The 20,317-nt window shown below is 33.8% G+C and carries 15 protein-coding genes; 3 read left to right on the forward strand and 12 right to left on the reverse strand.

Annotated elements, in window-relative coordinates:
* Positions 1–72: 72 nt before the first annotated feature.
* A complete protein-coding gene (locus WN975_RS25150; RefSeq protein ID WP_337968864.1) occupies positions 73–846 on the forward strand; it encodes a LexA family transcriptional regulator in 774 nt (257 codons plus the stop codon).
* A gap of 110 nt (positions 847–956) precedes the next feature.
* Here WN975_RS25150 and WN975_RS25155 read toward each other — a convergent pair whose 3' ends face one another.
* From WN975_RS25155 to WN975_RS25205, 11 genes are all read right to left on the reverse strand, one after another.
* Entirely contained in the window at positions 957–1,718 is a 762-nt protein-coding gene (locus WN975_RS25155; RefSeq protein WP_337968865.1) for a phosphatase PAP2 family protein, read from the reverse strand.
* Between the two features lie 432 nt (positions 1,719–2,150).
* The gene (locus WN975_RS25160; RefSeq protein ID WP_337968866.1) at positions 2,151–3,872 is read right to left on the reverse strand and encodes an ATP-binding protein; all 1,722 of its coding nucleotides are present in this window, start codon (positions 3,870–3,872) and stop codon (positions 2,151–2,153) included.
* A gap of 250 nt (positions 3,873–4,122) precedes the next feature.
* Positions 4,123–5,250: a sensor protein KdpD gene (locus WN975_RS25165; protein ID WP_337968867.1), complete on the reverse strand. Its 1,128-nt coding sequence runs from the start codon at positions 5,248–5,250 to the stop codon at positions 4,123–4,125.
* A gap of 82 nt (positions 5,251–5,332) precedes the next feature.
* A complete protein-coding gene (locus WN975_RS25170; RefSeq protein WP_099711172.1) occupies positions 5,333–6,409 on the reverse strand; it encodes a porin in 1,077 nt (358 codons plus the stop codon).
* A gap of 367 nt (positions 6,410–6,776) precedes the next feature.
* On the reverse strand, positions 6,777–7,328 hold the full coding sequence (locus tag WN975_RS25175; RefSeq protein ID WP_337968868.1) for a K(+)-transporting ATPase subunit C: 552 nt from the start codon (positions 7,326–7,328) through the stop codon (positions 6,777–6,779).
* An 89-nt stretch (positions 7,329–7,417) separates the two neighbouring features.
* On the reverse strand, positions 7,418–9,451 hold the full coding sequence (gene kdpB / locus WN975_RS25180) for a potassium-transporting ATPase subunit KdpB (protein ID WP_337968869.1): 2,034 nt from the start codon (positions 9,449–9,451) through the stop codon (positions 7,418–7,420).
* A 13-nt stretch (positions 9,452–9,464) separates the two neighbouring features.
* Positions 9,465–11,186, reverse strand: coding sequence for a potassium-transporting ATPase subunit KdpA (gene kdpA, locus WN975_RS25185; RefSeq protein WP_337968870.1), 1,722 nt, complete (start codon positions 11,184–11,186; stop codon positions 9,465–9,467).
* 92 nt (positions 11,187–11,278) lie between these two features.
* Complete coding sequence (gene kdpF, locus WN975_RS25190) at positions 11,279–11,356, reverse strand: K(+)-transporting ATPase subunit F (protein ID WP_073075461.1); 78 nt, start codon at positions 11,354–11,356, stop codon at positions 11,279–11,281.
* 162 nt (positions 11,357–11,518) lie between these two features.
* Positions 11,519–11,800 (reverse strand): hypothetical protein, encoded by a 282-nt coding sequence (locus WN975_RS25195; RefSeq protein WP_099711176.1) that lies wholly within the window; start codon positions 11,798–11,800, stop codon positions 11,519–11,521.
* Between the two features lie 237 nt (positions 11,801–12,037).
* Positions 12,038–13,381 carry a sigma-54 dependent transcriptional regulator gene (locus tag WN975_RS25200; RefSeq protein ID WP_337968871.1) on the reverse strand — a complete coding sequence of 448 codons (1,344 nt, stop codon included), beginning with the start codon at positions 13,379–13,381 and terminating at the stop codon, positions 12,038–12,040.
* Between the two features lie 60 nt (positions 13,382–13,441).
* Complete coding sequence (locus tag WN975_RS25205; RefSeq protein WP_337968872.1) at positions 13,442–15,874, reverse strand: sensor histidine kinase; 2,433 nt, start codon at positions 15,872–15,874, stop codon at positions 13,442–13,444.
* A gap of 206 nt (positions 15,875–16,080) precedes the next feature.
* Here WN975_RS25205 and WN975_RS25210 point away from each other — a divergent pair, with 206 nt between their 5' ends.
* Entirely contained in the window at positions 16,081–18,063 is a 1,983-nt protein-coding gene (locus WN975_RS25210) for a sigma 54-interacting response regulator (protein ID WP_337968873.1), read from the forward strand.
* On the opposite strand, the gene WN975_RS25215 is transcribed toward WN975_RS25210, so the two are convergent.
* Positions 18,055–18,849 carry an alpha/beta hydrolase gene (locus tag WN975_RS25215; RefSeq protein ID WP_337968874.1) on the reverse strand — a complete coding sequence of 265 codons (795 nt, stop codon included), beginning with the start codon at positions 18,847–18,849 and terminating at the stop codon, positions 18,055–18,057. The genes WN975_RS25210 and WN975_RS25215 overlap by 9 nt on opposite strands.
* A gap of 213 nt (positions 18,850–19,062) precedes the next feature.
* On the opposite strand from WN975_RS25215, the gene WN975_RS25220 reads away from it, so the two are divergent.
* The gene (locus WN975_RS25220) at positions 19,063–20,298 is read left to right on the forward strand and encodes a polysaccharide deacetylase family protein (protein ID WP_337968875.1); all 1,236 of its coding nucleotides are present in this window, start codon (positions 19,063–19,065) and stop codon (positions 20,296–20,298) included.
* The last annotated feature ends 19 nt before the right edge of the window (positions 20,299–20,317 follow it).

The following is a 20,317-nucleotide window of genomic DNA, read 5'->3' on the forward strand; positions in this document are numbered from 1 at the left end:
CGCATTACAAAATTAGTACAGATGATAACATTTTTTCATATATTTGTTGTTCCAAATTATAACAAATTAATTATGTCTTTATTTTCAGATAACATCAGAGCATTGAGGGTTAAGCATAAAATATCGCAAGAGAAATTAGCTGAAAACCTTAGAATTACCCGAGGAAGATACGTTAAATACGAGGACGGAACCTCTGAGGCGCCGTACGATATCTTAAAGCAAATTGCCTTATATTTTCATATGAGTATCGATTTACTATTGTCTGTCGATATACGAAAAATCCACATTGAAAACTTGATAAAACTGGAAGGCAACCGACTTATTTTACCAATACAAGTAGATAGTTTTGGAGAGAATTATATAGAAATTGTATCTCAAAAAGCAAAAGCAGGTTATCTAAACGGTTATGCCGATCCGGAATATATCGAGAGTTTACAACAAGTTTCACTTCCGTTTTTAGGACCTGGAAAACATCGCGGATTTCCTGTTGAAGGTGATTCGATGCCACCACACGAAGACGGTTCTATTATTATTGGGCGTTATGTCGAAAGGCTGGGAGAGGTGATGGATGGTAGAACTTATATCCTGATTACCAAAAATGAAGGAATGGTGTATAAACGTCTGAACAAGAACAAAAAGAATGCTTTGGTTTTGGAATCAGACAATCGTTTTTATCCAAATTATGAAGTAAAAGCTTCTGATATTTTAGAGATCTGGGAATACGAATGCAGCATCGGCCGAAGCGATAAACGACATGAAGCTACAGAATCTCAAAGTATGAAAGATTTGCTTCTTGAAGTAAAACGAGAAGTTATGGAGATTAAAAATAATACTTCGAATACGTAATTCTACAAAAGATTAAAATGATTACTTTTTTCCGCCACGAATTCACGAATTATTTTAAATCAAAATTCGTGAATTCGTGGCGGAAAATCTAGACAAAGTCATTAAAAAATCTAAAAAACCTTCACAAATCCCAACCCATATTGCTGGCCATTATAAAAAGGCATAACCATAGAAGTTGATTTACTTTCAGAAGATGATTTAAAAAGTTTTCTGGTAATATATGGATTCATCCAATATGCCAGTTTCGTACTCAAAATCCCGATTCCGGCTCCCGCAGCAACATCAGTTAACCAATGGCGATTGTTGTAAATTCTAAATAATCCGGTTCCGGTTGCAACGGCATAACCTGCAATTCCGTACCAAATAGATTTGTCTTTGTATTCCTGCCATAAAAATTCGGCTCCAGCAAAAGCAGTTGCCGTATGTCCGGAAGGGAACGAATTATTCGAACTTCCGTCTGGTCGTTCTTCATGTACAAGCGATTTTAAACCTAAAACCGTTGTTGCCATAATCGCATACGAAGTCACAAATATCACAGAACGATCTCGCATATTATTTTTGCCTTTTACCCCAAAAGCATTCAAAGCATAAACAGATGCTGCAGGCGCATATTGCGAGAAATCATCAATAGTGATTTTGTTGTCAATGTCCTCAGTAACTTCACTTTGAATTTGATGGTTGAAACTTAAAAGCTGATCATTTCCAATTCCAATTACGCCATAACCAATCAATACTCCAGGAATAATTAATTGTTTGTAATTGAATTTCAAGTTGTGCGAAGTACTGTCAATTTTAGTTATCGAATCATTTTGTTGCGCATTTGCACCCAAAAAACCGAATAAAAACATCAGAGAAATCGTTTTGTAAAACATCTTTCGTTATCGTTATAAGTTGCAATAATAACGAATGTTCAAACCAAGTATTTTTGGCTTAATCTAACCTTAAGTTAATATTAATCTGTTGGTTTTAAATATGATAATTGTATTAAGATTTGCTAAATATTAGGGGGTAAAAGATTCAATATCAATGACAATTTCAAATTCTGGAGTAATGATTTATATTATAGTAATGTCCCAAGGTTTCGGGATTAATCCGTTGGAATAATCCGTTTTTACCACATTTTAAAGTCCCGAAGGGACGATTTATATTGTAGGGCCGGATTTTAATCCGGTTAAAAAACGTATTCACAATACAAAAGTCCCGTAGGGACGATCTATATTTTTGATTTTGCATTATAACGGAATTGGATTAATCCCGAAGCGTCGGGACAGCCCTACAATATAGACCGAACCTACGGCTCTTTTTTAAACTTTTAACGAAAACCAGAACGTACTTCCTAAACCTAAATTACTTTCTACGCCAATAACTCCGTTTTGGGCTTCAATAAATTCTTTACTTATGGCTAATCCCAATCCCGTTCCTGATTTTTGACTTCCTGGAATCTGAAAATATTTATCGAAAACTTTGTCTTTATATCTGGCGTCAATTCCTTTTCCGGTATCAATTACTTGAAAAACAATCTGATCCTTTTCTTCTTTTAATTTAATGATAATCGTACTTTTTTCAGAAGAATAGGTAATCGCATTCGATAGATAATTAATCAAAACCCAGCCTGTTTTTTCGCTGTCGGCTTTTACGTCTTGAAGATTTTCATCAGCATCAATAATCACTTTGATTTGTTTTTGATCGGCTTGAACTTTTACAGCTTCGGTGGCATAATTTACAATAGCATACGGATTGCTTTTTTCGATATTCAACTGAATATTTCCAGTTTCTAATTGCGATAAATTCAGTAATTCGCCTGTAATTTTTAATAACCTTTGGCTATCATCTTTAATGCTTTCGACCAATTGTTTTTGGTCATCATTCATGTCACCCGTTTTGGTATTTTGAAGCAATTGAAGACTTAGTTTTATAGAGGCAATTGGCGTTTTTAATTCGTGAGAAACTGTGGCAATAAAATTAGTTTTCGCAAAATCAAGTTCTTTAAATAAGGTAATATTTCGCAGAATAATGACATCTCCAATATTGATTTCTTTTTCTTCTCCCGTTGGCGTTATAGTGATGTTGATTTTTTCTTTATCGAAATAACTTTCTTTACCGTTAGCAAAAATTTTCAAAGGTTGTTTTTTCTGAGAATCAGTTGCTAATTCTTTCAAAATCAAAGACCGAATCAAATCATTTGATAAAGCCAAAGTCGAAGCTGATTTCCCGATAACATCCTCAGATTTCATTCCGATAATTTTCAGCGCTTCATCATTCACAAACAAAATAACTCCTTCCTGATCCAATCCAATAATAGGATCGTGCATATTATTGATGAGCGTTTCCAGTCGTTTTTTCTCGAAAAACAATTTGTATAAATTACTACTATTGTATTCCTCTAGCTTTTGCGCCATTGTATTAAACGATTTTGCCAAATCTCCATATTCGTTATGATTGGTAAAATGTACACGTTCCGAATAATTTTTATTGGCAATTTCCTTAATACTCAAAGTCAATTCCTTAATAGGATTTGCAATATTATTTGGCAAATTAATCAGTAAATTAAAAGCAATCAGAAAGCATAAAGTTCCCACAATGGCAATCCATAAATTGGCAGTTTCGGCAGTGTGTTTAGCGATATCACTTTTTTTCTTTATGGCATTCATATTGAGTTTCATAATCTCGAAAATGTCCTGTCTGATTTGCATTTTTAAAGATTCATCAGAACTATTTTTTTCTAAAAGAGCAAAGTTTCTCTTAAGACTATCAGTTCCTTTTTTTTCTCCTTCTTCAGTAACATTTTGTGTCTGTTTCTGAAGATTTTCTTTAAAAGTAACAATCGCATTTTCTTTATTAGAATTAATTTCGTCCAAAGACAAAAGCATATTTCTAGAATATTCAAGCGTATTATAATTTGCTTTCAGAATATTCTCCGTGTCTTTTTTTATCGAGAAAATATAAAAGGCACTCACCAATGTGAGTATTATTATTAGTAAAAATAATAACCCAACTCCCAGATTCAATTTAGTTTTAATTCTCATGACGTCATTGCGAGGAACGAAGCAATCTCATCCTCTAAATTTAATTATTGTTTTTTTTAAACCATGTAAGTAATATAAGAAAATATAAGAAGCTGTATAATTAAGTAAAGCAGGAAAAACTTTGTGTCTTTGCGACTTTGCGAGCAACAACTCCAGCGAACTTTGCGTAAAACCTTGCGTTCTTTGCGGTTAAATTTTTCAAGCATCCAATTTAAATGAACTTATATAACTTATATGGTTAGATTTTTTTTTACGACAGAATAACAAGGTCAACATTCGATAAAGAAAGACGATTCAATAAACGTCTGAAAATCGTTGTAGCCAAAATTACTTTAAATAAATTAAAATGTGGTTTCCCGATGCAAACAGTTGTAATTTGTTTTTCTTCGGCGGCAATCAAAATCGCATCCGCAATATTTTTATGTTCAGTTTTAATAACTTCTGCGCCTAGTTGTACAGCCAGTTTAAAGTTATTAATCAAATGACGTTGTTTGTCCAACGCAATTTTAGTACTGCTTTCCTGCGGAGTTTCTACATACAAAACATACCAGGATCCATTGTAATAACTTGCGAGACGAGCCGCTTTTCTAATCACAATTTTAGCCGTTTTATCATTACTGCTAATGCAGGCCAAAAGTTTTTCGTGTCTTAAAGCATGGAGTTGAGGTACTTCATTTTCAACTTTTCGAACCACCTGACTTGCTACTTCTTTCAGAGCCAATTCACGCAATTGTAAAATCTGATCAGACTTAAAAAAGTTCGCCAAAGCCGTCTGAATTTTATCAGCCGTATAAATTTTCCCTTCCTTTAAACGGGCAATCAAATCTTCAGAAGTCAAGTCGATATTTACGACTTCATCTGCCAATCGCAAAACATTATCCGGAATCCGTTCCTGAACATCAATTCCCGTAATACGTTTTACATCTTCATTTAAACTCTCAATATGCTGAATATTAACTGCCGAAATCACGTTGATTCCCGCTTCCAGAATTTCCAAAACATCCTGCCAGCGTTTTTCGTTTTTGCTTCCTTCAACGTTTGTGTGTGCTAATTCATCAACAATTACCACTTCAGGTCTAAGGTTTATAATCGCCTGAACATCCAGTTCTTCCAGCTCTTTCCCTTTATAGAAAATGGTTCGCCGCGGAATTACGGGCAAACCAGATAAAAGGTCATGCGTTTCCTTTCGCAAATGCGTTTCGATGTAGCCAATTTTCACATCAATTCCGTTCTTCAACAACGAATGTGCTTCTTGCAGCATACGGTACGTTTTCCCCACACCGGCGCTCATCCCAATATAGACCTTAAACTTTCCTTTTCGTGATTTCTGAATTAAATCGAGAAAGTGCTGTGCATTATTTTCTTTTTCTTCTTTCATTTTTTTGCTTTATGCCGTAAGCTTTAAGCTTTAAGCAATAAGACTTTTCAAGAACCTATTGCTTAAAGCCTATAGCCTAAAGCTAGAATGAGATTGCCAACGAAGTCGTTACAAAAGTATTTGTATCCGTTGGAACGTTATCTTTTGTGAAAATCTGATCTTTACTAGAAAGATTTCTTGCTTCTAATCTAAACATTACATTATCAGTAACTAAGTAATCAAAGTTAGCCGAAAATCCGTAAGTTTTAAAACCATTTGGCGTTTCAGTTGCGATGATAACACCTTTTTCATCACTATAATATTCGCCACGAGCTGCAAGCTGAATTTTATCAGTTGGTTTATATTGCAGAATCAAAACTGGTGAAAACCAAGTGTCGTATTTATTGCTGTTTTTAGCCGCTTGTTGCGATCCAACATCAAAACCAGCAGTAACATTTGTTTTATCCGTTACTTTAAATTGCCCGTAGAAATTATTAAAATAACGCCATTTTTTGTCAATATCCGGTTGCTCATTTCCAACATAAGTGCTCCAGTTCAAAACCACTTTGTCTGACGGTTTATATGTAATTTGCGTTCCAAAAGCAGGTGTTTGATTGCCCTTTACCTTCTCAATACGTTGCCATCCATTTAAGTACATTCCCGCCAAATACCATTTTCCAGATTCAGATGTGTAACCAATTTTAACTCCTGTTTCATAATAAGGAGAGTTTTCAGCCAAAATACTTCTCGTCAAAGTTTGGCAATCTTTTCCAATTGCACTTTCAAAACCTATGTGAGCTGGCATAATTCCCGCATCGATCCATAAATTATGGCTTTGCGAAATCTTCACACCCACATTTGCCTCATAGATATTTTTCAATAAACCTTGTTCCGCCGCCATGTTATATTCGGCGTAAGTTCCGGCCATCAAAGCAAAATTTCCGCGAATATTATCTTTCGAATAATTCACTTTTGCCATACCTAAATTAATATTCACTTCATTACTTTTATTAAAATTGTAAAAAAAGCTCGGGCGCGTATGATCTTCCGGTTTCCCAAAATCATAACTATAATAAGTCTCTACATATCCTGAAAACGTAAACGGACTTTTTGTTTCTTCCTGAGCGTGTAAATTGCTAAAACCAAAAGCGATTAAAGCGGTAAGTATTATTTTTTTCATTTTTGTGGTATTCAATTATTTATTTAGTAGATTTTTTAGGAGCTATTTCCCGCTATCCATTTCAATCTTTTGTGCCGAACCCCGGCACAAAAGGATTTCCACTACTATCGGGGCTAGGACATTTGGGGTAAAAAAGGGGATTTATTATCCTAACAGGTTTCCAAAACCTGTTAGGTATTTATTTTTAAAAGTTTATTTTTTCGATTCCAACTTTCGTTACAGCTTGTCATTGCGAGGAACGAAGCAACCACATTTGCAAAATCAATTTTATGTATAATTGTTAGTGAGGTCGCTTCGTTCCTCGCAATAAGAGAAAATCTTTGTCAAACCTGACAGGTTTTTAAAACCTGTCAGGTTTAAAAACGTACTATTTCAACTGATCAAGCGCAACATTCAATTCCAAAACATTCACTGTTTCAGGTCCCATAACAGCCGTATTAATGTTTGCTTCAACCAAAGCTTTTACTTTAGCTTCATCCAATTTTCTTTCTTTGGCAACACGTTTCACCTGAATAAAAGCACCTTGAGGAGAAATGTTAGGATCTAATCCACTTCCTGAAGCAGTCACCATATCTGATGGAATTTCAGATTTTTTCAAATAAGGATGAACAACTAAAAACGTATCAATTCTTTTTTGAACCAAAGCCAAATATTCAGCATTACTTGGTCCTTTGTTACTTCCGGCACTTCCGGCAGCATTGTAATCAACAGCCGAAGGTCTTCCCCAGAAATAATTCGACTTATCAAATTTCTGACCTATTTTTTGGTAACCAACCACTTTTCCGTTAACCGAAATAGTTTCTCCTTTTCCGTGATTTGGAGCAAATTGTGCAATTCCGTAAATCGCAAGAGGATAAATAACTGCAAATAATATTACGGTAAGCAGTGTAAGTTTTACTAGTGAAAATATATTTTTCATTTTTTCTTTATTTTTTGAGGTTCTAAGGAACTAAGTTTCTAAGATGCTAAGAGAAAACCTTAGAAACTTAGTATCTCAGAAGCTTAGATTTACATAAATAAGGCAACAACCAAATCAATTAATTTAATTCCGATAAAAGGGACAATCAATCCGCCTAAACCATAAATCAAAAGATTTCTTTTTAGGATTGCACTTGCACCAATTGGTTTATAATCTACACCTCTCAACGCTAACGGAATCAATATCGGAATGATGATTGCGTTAAAAATTACAGCTGATAAAATCGCACTTTCAGGGCTATGCAAACGCATGATATTTAAGCCTTCAAGCGCAGGAATCGCAGTAATAAAAAGAGCAGGAACAATAGCAAAATATTTCGCAACGTCATTTGCAATAGAAAAAGTAGTTAAAGTTCCTCGAGTCATTAAAAGCTGTTTTCCAATTTCAATAATCTCGATTAATTTAGTTGGATCATTGTCAAGATCGACCATGTTTCCGGCTTCTTTCGCAGCCTGAGTTCCGCTGTTCATGGCAACACCTACATTCGCTTGCGCAAGGGCAGGAGCATCGTTCGTTCCGTCACCCATCATGGCAACAAGTTTACCCAGATTTTGTTCGTTTTTGATGTAGTTCATTTTATCCTCAGGTTTCGCTTCGGCAATAAAATCATCAACACCGGCAGCTTCGGCAATAAACTTCGCCGTAAGCGGATTATCTCCGGTAACCATCACCGTTTTTACACCCATTTTTCTCAAACGGTCAAAACGTTCTTTCATTCCTGTTTTAATGATATCCTGCAATTCGATAACACCTTGAACCTGATCGTTTTTAATTACAACCAATGGTGTTCCTCCTTTAGATGAAATATCGATTACTTTTTGAGCAGTATCTTCAGGGAAAGTATTTCCGGCTTGTTTTGCAATATTTTTTGCAGCATCCTGAGCGCCTTTTCTAATATTAGTTCCGTCTTTTAAAATAACTCCGGAAGTTCTGGTTTCAGCAGTAAATTTGATTAAAGTAGCACCTTCAATTGATAATTTATTGGCAGTTTCGGCTCCTGCCAGTTCCACGATACTTTTCCCTTCCGGAGTGTCATCTGCTAGTGAACTTAACACAGCAGACTTTATAAAATCTTCTTCAGTAACACCTTTTGCAGGGTAGAAGTTTGTTGCTTTTCTGTTTCCTATTGTGATTGTTCCGGTTTTATCCAAAAGCAATACATCAATATCTCCGGCAGTTTCAACCGCTTTTCCAGATTTTGTAATTACGTTAGCACGCAACGCTCTGTCCATTCCTGCAATACCAATTGCTGATAATAAACCACCAATTGTGGTTGGAATCAAACAAACGAACAATGCGATAAAAGCTGCAATCGTGATAGGCGCATTTGCATAGTCGGCAAACGGTTTTAGCGTAACGCACACAATCACGAAGATTAAAGTAAATGCAGCTAATAGAATCGTTAAGGCAATTTCGTTTGGTGTTTTCTGACGGCTTGCACCTTCAACCAAAGCAATCATTTTGTCCAAAAAGCTTTCGCCAGGTTCAGAGGTTACGATTACTTTAATTTTATCAGACAGCACTTTTGTTCCTCCGGTTACTGATGATTTATCACCACCAGCTTCCCGAATTACCGGAGCACTTTCTCCCGTAATGGCACTTTCGTCAATCGTTGCTAAACCTTCGATGATTTCACCATCAGTTGCAATTAAATCTCCTGATTCGCAAACAAAAACATCTCCTTTTTTTAATTCAGATGAACTGATATTTTTAATTTCTCCGTTAGGCAAAATTTGTCTTGCCGGAGTTTCTTCACGTGTTTTTCTTAAACTATCTGCTTGTGCTTTTCCTCTTGCTTCGGCAATAGCCTCTGCGAAATTGGCAAACAAAAGTGTTGCAAGTAAAATTAAGAACACAATTAAATTATAAGTAAAACTACCTTGGTCAGTTGCTCCCATTAATATAGAAACACAAACAGCAAACATAATGGCAGTTCCTATTTCTACGGTAAACATTACCGGATTTTTGATCATCATTTTTGGATTCAGCTTCACAAAAGATTGCACTAAAGCTTCTTTTACCTGTTTGCTTTCAAACAATGAATTGGATTTATTAGTTGTCATTTTTCTTTTTATATTATTTTAAAGTAAAATATTCTGCCAATGGACCTAAAGCCAACGCTGGGAAGAATGATAAAGCGGCAATAATTGCGATTACGGCAAAAACCATTATTCCAAAAATAGAAGTGTCGGTTTTTAAAGTTCCTGCACTTTCCGGAATGTATTTTTTATTAGCCAATAATCCTGCAATTGCCAATGGACCAACGATAGGAATGAAACGACTTAATAACAACACAATTCCTGTAGTGATATTCCAGAACGGATTATTATCGCCCAAACCTTCAAAACCAGAACCATTATTGGCAGCACTCGAAGTATATTCGTATAACATTTCAGAGAATCCGTGATGTCCAGGATTGTTTAACCAGCCTGTTGCGTTTCCGCTAAACCAGTAACCCATTGCAGTGTCGTTTGCAGCAAAATAAGAAGCCAAAGCTGTTCCTGCTAATATTAATAAAGGGTGAAGAATTGCGATAAAAGCTGCAATTTTAACTTCCCGCGCTTCAATTTTCTTTCCTAAAAATTCAGGAGTTCGACCAACCATTAATCCGGAAATAAATACAGCCAGAATGATGAAAATGTAGAAGTTAAGAATACCAACACCACAACCGCCATAAAACGCATTGACCATCATGGCAAGTAATTCCATTGCTCCGGAAACCGGCATTGAACTATCGTGCATACTATTTACAGAACCTGTAGAAATTACGGTTGTAGCAATACTCCAGAATCCTGAAACCGCTGGTCCAAACCGAACTTCTTTTCCTTCCATCGCTCCGGTTGTTTGAGCAATTCCCATTTTCTCGATAGCTGGATTTCCGTTCATTTCCGTCATCATTGTTGGAATAACCAGTAGTAAGAATCCAACGGTCATAACTCCAAAAATTACATATGATAATTTCTTTTTCTTTAGATAAAAACCTAAAGCAAAGATCATTGCAAACGGAACAATTAATTGTGCCCAAAGCTCAACAGCATTTGTAAAATAAGTTGGATTCTCTAATGGATGCGCTGAGTTGGCTCCAAAAAATCCACCACCATTTGTACCTAAATGTTTAATGGCAATAAAAGCAGCTGCAGGTCCGCGGGAAACGTCAACGTGATCACCTTGTAAAGTTGTGATAGAATCTTTACTGTCAAAATCCATCGGAGTACCGCTGAACGCTAATATAGTAGCAACAATTACTGAAAGTGGTAATAATATACGTGTACAACTTTTGATGAAATAGTTGTAAAAATTCCCCAATTTATCTGTAGTTCTCTCTTTCATTGCAGTAAAAATCATCGCTGCAGCAGCCATACCGACACCAGCAGAAACAAATTGCAAGAACATTAAGAACATTTGTGATAGGTAAGAAACTCCACTTTCACCTGAATAATGTTGTAAGTTACAGTTTACTACAAACGAAATGGCGGTGTTAAAGGCCAAATCCGGTGACATTGATGGATTGTTGTCGGGATTTAAAAATAACGATCCCTGAAATAATAAGACAAAAAAACAAAGAAAGAACCAAATCATGTTGATACTTAAAAGTGCTTTTAAGTGTTGTTTCCAGTTCATTTCTTCAGTGGAATTAATACCGCTGATTTTAAAAATAAATTTTTCAATTGGATTGAAAATCGGATCAAAAAGTGTTTTATCTCCTAAATAAACTTTAGCGATATATTTTCCTAACGGAATGGCTAAAACTATCGAAACGATAAAAATACTGATGACGCCTAATAATTCTGTGTTCATAATTTTTTAAATTTTAGTGAAATGTCAGATGTGATTTGTAAAAGGAGATTGACGTTTAATATCTAACATCTCACTTATAACTTTTAACATCATTAAAATTTTTCGGGTTTGATTAATACATAAACCAAATAGCCGAAAACGGCGATGGAAACAATAAATAGTGCAGTCATGATTTAGATTTTTTCAAAGAATTCAACTGATTTAAAACAAATCGCAAACAACACAACGGCTAATGCGAGTAAAAGAAAAGTGATTAACATATAGAGATGATTTTAGAGTTCAGATTTTAGATTATGGCTTTTTCGATTAAACAGTTAACCGATTAAACTTTTTTATACGCCCGAAGTATTAATTTGTTTGATATATTCCGCTTTAAGCGTTTGTGGAAAAAGATGTGAAATGTTGCAGTGACGTACTTCCATAAAAGAAGAAACAGAGAAAACATACACATTAGAAATGGCGTTTTTAGTTTCGTTGCTTCCGCTGATAAAAAGGCGTTCAGCAAGAGCCAGACATTTTTTTGCACGAACGATGTTACCAGAAATAATAGATTTTTTGGTTATTTCAGCAAAGCGTTCAGCTTGTTTGTAGATTGTGCAGACTTGGTTTTTCATGAGAATGAATTTTTATGTTCTTCCCACTTATGCCAAAATACGTTCCGAAAAACTCAAGTTATAGCTAAAGTCTTGTCAATGAAAGAAATGTAGTTTCGTGCCAAAAATCAGGCATAAAAAAAGCCTATCAAAATGATAAGCTTTTATTGAAATGATAGGATGATTTTTAATTATTAATTGTGAATTGTAAAATGTAATATTCTTTAGATTTGATATTGATATTGAAATTTGCAATTGTTATTGAATACTATATTCTTCTAATTTTCGATACAAAGTCGCAATTCCAATTTCTAGTAAACGAGCAGTTTCAGCTTTATTACCTTTTGTATAATTTAAAACCTTCTGAATATGAAGTTTCTCGACACTTTGCATAGAAAAAGCGGACATTGATTTTGTAGCTTTTTCAGGTTGATGCTGCATTTCATACGGTAAAACATCAGCGGTTAAAATATCGCCATTGCTTAGAATTACAGATCTTTCTATAACATTTTTAAGTTCACGAATGTTTCCCGGCCAAGAATAATTTTCTAATTTCTGAAGAAAATCATCTGAAACATTCAAGTTTTTTTTATTCGTTTTTTCAGAAAATTGCTTTACAAAATAGTTTGTTATAGGCTGAATATCTTTTATTCTTTCACGCAAAGGCGGAAGTGTAATCTCAAAAATATTCAAACGGAAATACAAGTCAGAGCGAAAACGGTGTTCTTCACTTTCTACTTTTAAATCTCTGTTTGTTGCGGCAATTAATCTGAAATTTGATTTTTTGGGAGTTGTGTCTCCAATCGGAATATATTCGCTGGTTTCTAAAACGCGTAATAATTTGGCTTGCAATTCAATTGGCATTTCTCCAATTTCATCAAGGAATAAAGTTCCGCCGTTGGCTTCTTCAATAAATCCTTTTTTATCTTTTAAAGCTCCGGTAAAAGCACCTTGTTTATGACCGAATAATTCGCTTTCCAGAATTTCTTTACTAAAAGTACTGCAGTTTAAAGCGACAAAAGATTTGCCAACGCGATTACTGTTTTCATGTATTGCTTGTGCAAAAACTTCTTTTCCGGTTCCGGTTTCGCCAGTAAGTAAAACAGTAGAATCGGTTTTTGCCACTTTTTTGGCTAAATCAATAACCTGTTCAATTCCTTTTGATTTTCCGATAATGGTGTTGAAAGAATATTTATCGTTAATACGTTTCTCGAGTTGTTTTACTTTTTTTTGTAATTGCGCTTTCTCGACAGCTTTGTATAAAAGCGGAATAATTTTGTCGTTATCATCACCTTTTACGATATAATCAAAAGCACCATTTTTCATGGCCTGAACACCGTCAGGAATATTTCCGAAAGCAGTCAATAAAATAACTTCAATCAAAGGAAAACTACCTTTTATGTTTTGCAGAAAATCAACGCCATTTCCGTCAGGTAATTTTACATCACATAAAACGACATCAATATCCGTTTGTTCGAGTTTTTTAAAACCTGATTTCAAATCTTTAGCTTCAATCACTTCAAAGCCTTCTGATTTTATAATACGTGTCAACAGACTTCTGAGTTTTTCTTCGTCGTCTATGATTAAAATTTTATGTGTCATTTGAGGAAAAGTCTTGAATGGAAATTCATTTTTGAAGTACAAATTTAGGTTTTAAATTATTCATCTTTTTTGATTGATTGGAAATTCTTGCGAAAATTCAATTTTCAAAATAGTTCCATTATCATTTTCCATAGAGAATTTTGCCTCCAAATCATCACTCAAGCCTTTTATTAAACTCATGCCGAATGAATTGATTTTCTTGCCACTAAAATCAGAATCAACACCAATTCCGTTATCAGATATTGTTAGTAAATATCGATTTTCTGTTGTTGCTTCAAGTGTGATATAAATCATTCCGGTTCGATCATCGGGAAAAGCATATTTTATAGAATTTGTTATCGCTTCATTCAAAATAAGTCCTAGCGGAACCGCCTGAGCAACATCTAATTCTAACGGATCTATTTTTATTTCGAACCTAATTCTTTGTCCAAGATTGAAGGAATCTTTCAAATATTCGATCAATTCTCTAATATAATTTGGCATATTTATCGTCGAAATATTTTCAGAATTATAAAGTTTCTGATGAATCAAAGACATCGAATGAATTCTGTGCTGACTATTTTTTATAGCTGATAATGCCATATCATTATCCAAATATGCAGATTGAGAATTCAACAGACTTATTACTGTTTGAAGATTGTTTTTTACACGATGATGAATCTCTTTCAGCAACCATTCTTTTTCATCCAGTAAATGTCTCAGATTAATATTTTTCTGGTTGATTTCTCTTTCTTTCAGTTCAAGTTTAGCGTGATTTCGTTGTTTTAAACGGTATCGATTATACAATAAAGCAATTGTAATCAAAAGCAAAATCAAACTCCAAATCGATAAATTATTTAGGATTTTTGATTTATGTAATTCACTTTCCTGTAGTTTCGACTGATCGTCTAAGAGCTTGATTTTTTGTTCTTTATTTTTAGTTTCATACTCAATTTTAAGTTCTTCAATTTGTTTGTTTTTAGAAACGCCAAGAGTAGAATCACTTATTTGCTTGAAATTTTCAAAATGCTTTATTGCGCTTTTATAATTACCATTAACAGAATCTGTTTTGAATAATAAATACTGAAATCCCTGCGAATTATAATTTTTGTTGTAAATTTTACAAAGAGCAAAAACTTTATCAGTATAAAATTTAGCTTTTTGTGGTCTATTTGTTTCGATGTAAAACAAAGATATTTGAGTATATTGATGGACAACCTCATGAAAAGTTTCGGGAGTATTTAGCTGTGCCGCATAATAATCCGTTTCTTTAAAATACTTTTCGGCTTGAACATAATCTTTTAAAGTATAGTAGCAATTGCCCTTAATATAATTAACGGACATTTTATCAAAAGTACTTTTTGGAGGATATTTTGCAGTCGTTGAATTGATGTAATCCAGAGCTTCTTTAGTTTTTCCTTTTAAAGATAAAGCGGCAACAGCGCCAAAAAAACTTTTATACCAAGTACCGCTATCTATGTTTTGATGTCCAAGATCAATACCTTTTTTGTACATTTCTAAGGCAGCTTCATTATGGCCGTAAATATTATAAACGTCGCCTAAACGCAGATAAAAGATTTCGCCTAAAGTGTAATCTTTTTCGGTTTCCATTCTTTCTACACTTTTTAGAGCATAATATAAAGCCGTTTTTATACTTCGCTGATTCAGTTCTATATAAGCAATTGTAGTTTCTGCAAATTGCTGATGTGTGAAACCAATTTTTCGCAGATCGACTAAATTTTGATACAACCTTTTTCTGGCGTCATTGATTCTCCCCGTCCAAAAATAAATAGTTGTAATCTTCATATAAGGTTCTATTCTCTTTTCTTCCAATCCTAAGGAAGCATAAAGAGAAATCGCTTCCTGAAGAATTTTCTCTTTTTCAGGATCAAGATTTGATAAAAGCGTTCCTTGCGCGTCTAAAGCATCTGCAAGACCTAACTTATCGTTTTGCTTTTTGCAATCGTTTATTACCTGAACAAAACAATTTTTACTTTCTACAGGATTATTGGCTTGAGCATAATATTTGCCAAGAAGTATCAAACTTTGATTCTGCCATTTTCTTGCTTTAAGCTGATTACTTATAGCAACAGCTTTTTCAATATATAGGAGAGCATTTTTAAGATCTTCAGGTTTTGTTCCGGGTTTAAAAAGATAGAAATTACCCAACTGAAGCGATAATTTAATTGCATTTTCGCCATTTGATTTCGCCAGAAGACGTTTTGCGGAATTAATATCGCTTTTTTCGATTAAATCCTTTCCTATCAAATAAGAACCGTCGTTAAAACCTTCGTCATATGCTAAAGAAACGGGCAATTTATAAGCTTTACAGGCAAGAACTACAGAACTATCTACATCAATTGCACCTTGATTTGAATTGTACAAATACATGGAAGAAGCCTGAATCAAAAGCCTTTTTTTCTTTAAATCATATTTAGCTACAGAAGGCGAAGTTTGAGCCCAGGATTGAAATATAAAGAAGAATAAAAAACAGAAAGTATACGTTTGTTTCATATGCTGATTAGGATTTAATTCTAAGTTGTTTTATACCAAACAAATATAAAATAAACAGGGTTTGCTTTTTAGAATAATATCAGGAAAATTCACATAAAAGCGGTTTTTTATGTTTTATATTTTGATAAATTAGAGTTTTACTTCGAATAATTAACTAATTTTATACCAATATAATACGTTGATATAATACTAAAAGTACCACAATTATGAAAACGAATTCCGGTGGAATAAATAATACATCTGAAAAGGCATTTAAAAAGAGAATTTTAATTGTTGAAGATCAATTTATTGAAGCGCATGATTTGCAATTAATACTCGAAAAAGCAAATTATGAAGTTACCGGAATTGCACGTTCTGTTGATCAGGCTTTGGAGCAAATTCAGAATGAAAAGCCCGATTTAGTTTTTGTGGATATTATGTTAAAAGGAGCTCGAAACGGAATAGATCTTGCTCAGATTCTAAAAGAAAACCGAATTGGATTCATATACATTTCGGCAAATTCCAGTAAAAGTATTTTAGATCAGGCAAAAACGACACAACCTTACGGATTTATCGTTAAACCATTTAGAGAACAAGATGTTTTAACTACGCTTGAGATTGCATTTTATCGTCAGGAATATAGTTTAGAATCACAATTAGTGCAGCAATTAGAGCTTCAAAACGGAATTAATGAAATTGTAAATTCTGATTTAAAAAAGGAAGAAGCGCTTTTGGCATTTGCAAAAACGATACAATCTTTTATTTCGTTTGATTATTTAGAAGTTGGTTTTCTTAATACAACCAATTATGATAATTTGGGTATTATGCGAAAAAGCATAGACGATTATCAAATTATCAGTTCAGAAAAACTGTCCAAAATAGCAGATGTTTCTGTAAAAGAATTAAATGAAACTTACAAAAAATCAAAACCAGATGCCAAACCTATTATATATAGTGAGGAAGCTTTGATTAATAATTTTCAGGAAGCACCAATAAAAAGTTTAATATCTCATAATTTCGGAATCAAATCTTATTTGGTTTTTCCAATTACAATTGCGTCAGTTCAAAGATTTTATTTTACTTTTTACAGTAGAAACTTCAGCGTATATTCAGATGAAAATTTAAAATTGCTATCAAATTTAGAAAGTAATTTGCTTCAGTTTGTGAATAAAGCCTATTCAGGAGGAGCTCCAAATTTGGATGAAAAAGTTAAAAAAGAAACCGTAAATAAGAATTTAAATGTTGATAAAAAGGCAGTTGGTTTCGAAGGAATTATAGGAAACAGCAGTCATATGATAACTGTTTTTGATTATATTCGAAAAGTTGCTCCATCAGATACTTCTGTTTTAGTTTTAGGCGAAAGCGGAACTGGAAAAGAAAAAATTGCCCAAAGTATTCATGCGCTTTCTCCTAGAAAAGATAAACCTTTGGTGATTATAAATTGTGGCGCCATTCCGGAAAATCTTGCAGAATCTTTGCTTTTTGGACATGAAAGAGGTGCTTTTACCGGAGCTTTAGACAAGCGAATTGGTAAATTTGAATTAGCAGACGGAGGAACTATTTTTCTGGATGAAATAGGAGAGATGCCATTAGAACTTCAGGTTAAATTATTGCGTGTTTTGCAAGAAAGAGAAATCGAACGTATTGGCGGGAAAGCTCCTCTGAAAATTGATGTGAGAATTATTGCGGCAACTAATAAAAACTTAGAAGAAGAAGTTGCAGCCGGACGATTTAGAATGGATTTGTATTATCGTTTGCATGTTTTTCCAATTATGGTTCCGCCATTAAAAAAACGAAAAGAAGATATTCCGGAATTGGCACGTTATTTTACGCAAGTTTACAGCGAGAAAATGGGCAGAAAAACACCTTCACTTTCAGATGATGCTTTACAGCAGATTATGAATTATAATTGGCCGGGAAATATTAGAGAATTAGAACACGTAATACAACGCGCCATTTTATTGACGGACGGAAATACAATTAAAGAAATCGAATTTTCGCCATCTTCAAAAATGCATCCTGATCAGACAAACGAGTCATTTTCGATTAAAACTATTCTGGAAAATGAACGAGATTATATTCTATATATTCTGAAAAAATGCAACGGAAAAATCTCAGGAACCGGCGGTGCAGCAGAAATTCTGGATATTCATCCTTCGACATTAAATTCGAAAATCAAAAAACTGGAAATCAAAAGAGAATTAAATTAAACTGATTTTCTCCAGCCAATTGACAATGAAATCAGCCGTTTCTTGCCAGTTCAATTGTCCAAGAACGAAATGATTTTTATTTTCAAATTCTTTATAACAAGTTATAGAATGCACATTTTTGTACTTTTTAAAATTAGAATAATTAAGCGACGACGGTATAATATTATCATTGGAACCTGATAAAAAAAGTATTGGAACGTGTGGTTTTTTAAAATTAATTTTAGCCGAATTTGAAATTATTATATCACGTATTACTTGCTTAGATTCCGGAATTGCCAATTTTTCATAGGATTCTTTCTGTTCTTCAAACTCCATTCCGTTTGCAAAGGCAAATTGCCATTCTTTAAACGACATTAAATAGGTCTTTTTTGCAGAGGAGAAAAAGCCCAAAGATTTCCATGTGGCTTTATAAAATGAAAATTTTGTCGTAATAACACCTCTCGGAGGAAAAGAATGCAGGCAAACTCCCGCGGCAGCAAGTTCTTTTTGAATCAATAATTGTGTCAAAAGACCACCATAAGAATGTCCGATTAAAATGGGTTTTTCAGGAAGTTTTTCGATAATCTCCGTATAATACCCTATTAAGATGTTTAATCGCAGTTGAGCAATTTTAGAATCCGGATGTTCACTTCTTAAAGTTTCGGCCAATTCATTTTTGTAAGGCCACGGCGGAGCAACGGTTTTGTATCCTTTATTTTCAAAAAAAACAATCCATTCCTGCCAGCAAGAATGACTCACAAACGCTCCCGTAATAAACACAATAGTTCTTGTATTAGATAGGTACATAATAAGATAGTTTGAGATTTTTTGAATATTTAAGAAATAACAAACTACATGCCTTATTTGTAAAGTATTGATTATAAAGGAACTACTTCCGTTTTGTCTGATAATTATTATTATATATCGTTAAATGCAATTTTATACTATTGAAATATCAATTTTTTGAAGCAGTTTTTTCAAAGAAATGTATCTTTAGGAACTCTAAATCAGATATTTCAAATGAAAATACCACAACTCGAAATCAAAACATTTTTATCAATAGCTTTTCTTCTCATTAATGGAATATTTGTTTGCTCGGCAAATACGCCAATTCTGAAAATGGATTCGCTACAACCAAAATTGATTTCATTTAAAATAAAATCAAAGTCAGCTGACAAAATAAAAATTCAAGCTTCGGCTTTAAAATTCAATAAACATTTAGCCTATAGTTTTACTGTTGATGACGGTTATCGATCAACTTATCTAACGGCTTTTCCTTTATTGAATGGAGGAAAAATAAGCGGTAAAGAAATTAGCGAATGGAAAAACGATCAAGGCGGAGACGGAACAACTTCAAAAGGACTTTTTTATACCAATAATCTGGGAACTAAGATTCCGTTTAAATTAGGTTTAGCCATTAACGGCGCGGCAATTGGAGATTTCTCCGCTTCACGAGGACATCTTTCGTGGGCAGAAGTAAAGGAAATGTATGATGCGGGTTGGGATGTTTTGAATCATGGTTTTCATCATGCAACCAAACACGGAACTAATTTTTTGACTGAAGTAACCGAAAATACAGCTTCTATAAAACAAAATTTAGGTTTTGTAATATCTCAGTTTGTAGTTCCTGGCGGCGAGAGCGATCCTGGATATCAATTAGAATATGAAAGAGACGCATTGGCAAATGGTTCTTTTTCTGTCGCTTCTTATGTAGGTTCAGGACCAATAATTGATGTAAAGGAAAAAGTAAATCTTGATAAAATGATTTATGCCAGAACATTTGTTCAAAGTTCAAAAGATACAATTGGGTTTAAAACTATGGATCGCTATTTGAAAACATTGGATTCAGTTGCAAAATTACCGAATCCTGTTTGGTACAACGCATTCACTCACGGAGTTGGAAATCAAAATCTTTGGAATTTAAGCATGCGTTTTCCCGATTTTAAATATTTTATGACCACAATTGCCAATAAATATGGAGTAAAAGGAGATGATAGTATTTGGATGGCGCCTTGGCAGGAAGTTTACGAATATATTTGGCTTCGTGATAGAATCAAAATTAATTACGAGCAAAATAATAAAGATGGAATAGTAACAATTGAACTTCCTGAAATTCCCGAAACATTTAGATATCGTGCTATTTCGTTAGCAATTGATACACCAGATAAATTTGAAATAGAAGCCAATTCAACAGATTTCAAGATTTCTAGCGATGGAAAAACAAAGCATAAATTAATTACAATTGAGTTGAAATAAGAAAAGTTTTTGCCACGAA

This window comes from uncultured Flavobacterium sp., assembly GCF_951805225.1.
In the GTDB taxonomy this organism is placed as follows: domain Bacteria; phylum Bacteroidota; class Bacteroidia; order Flavobacteriales; family Flavobacteriaceae; genus Flavobacterium.

Coding starts and splice junctions, on each gene's coding strand:
- WN975_RS25150 (WP_337968864.1), top strand. CDS start 73: ATGTCTTTATTTTCAGATAACATCAGAGCATTGAGGGTTAAGCATAAA.
- WN975_RS25155 (WP_337968865.1), bottom strand. CDS start 1,718: ATGTTTTACAAAACGATTTCTCTGATGTTTTTATTCGGTTTTTTGGGT.
- WN975_RS25160 (WP_337968866.1), bottom strand. CDS start 3,872: ATGAGAATTAAAACTAAATTGAATCTGGGAGTTGGGTTATTATTTTTA.
- WN975_RS25165 (WP_337968867.1), bottom strand. CDS start 5,250: ATGAAAGAAGAAAAAGAAAATAATGCACAGCACTTTCTCGATTTAATT.
- WN975_RS25170 (WP_099711172.1), bottom strand. CDS start 6,409: ATGAAAAAAATAATACTTACCGCTTTAATCGCTTTTGGTTTTAGCAAT.
- WN975_RS25175 (WP_337968868.1), bottom strand. CDS start 7,328: ATGAAAAATATATTTTCACTAGTAAAACTTACACTGCTTACCGTAATA.
- kdpB (WP_337968869.1), bottom strand. CDS start 9,451: ATGACAACTAATAAATCCAATTCATTGTTTGAAAGCAAACAGGTAAAA.
- kdpA (WP_337968870.1), bottom strand. CDS start 11,186: ATGAACACAGAATTATTAGGCGTCATCAGTATTTTTATCGTTTCGATA.
- kdpF (WP_073075461.1), bottom strand. CDS start 11,356: ATGACTGCACTATTTATTGTTTCCATCGCCGTTTTCGGCTATTTGGTT.
- WN975_RS25195 (WP_099711176.1), bottom strand. CDS start 11,800: ATGAAAAACCAAGTCTGCACAATCTACAAACAAGCTGAACGCTTTGCT.
- WN975_RS25200 (WP_337968871.1), bottom strand. CDS start 13,381: ATGACACATAAAATTTTAATCATAGACGACGAAGAAAAACTCAGAAGT.
- WN975_RS25205 (WP_337968872.1), bottom strand. CDS start 15,874: ATGAAACAAACGTATACTTTCTGTTTTTTATTCTTCTTTATATTTCAA.
- WN975_RS25210 (WP_337968873.1), top strand. CDS start 16,081: ATGAAAACGAATTCCGGTGGAATAAATAATACATCTGAAAAGGCATTT.
- WN975_RS25215 (WP_337968874.1), bottom strand. CDS start 18,849: ATGTACCTATCTAATACAAGAACTATTGTGTTTATTACGGGAGCGTTT.
- WN975_RS25220 (WP_337968875.1), top strand. CDS start 19,063: ATGAAAATACCACAACTCGAAATCAAAACATTTTTATCAATAGCTTTT.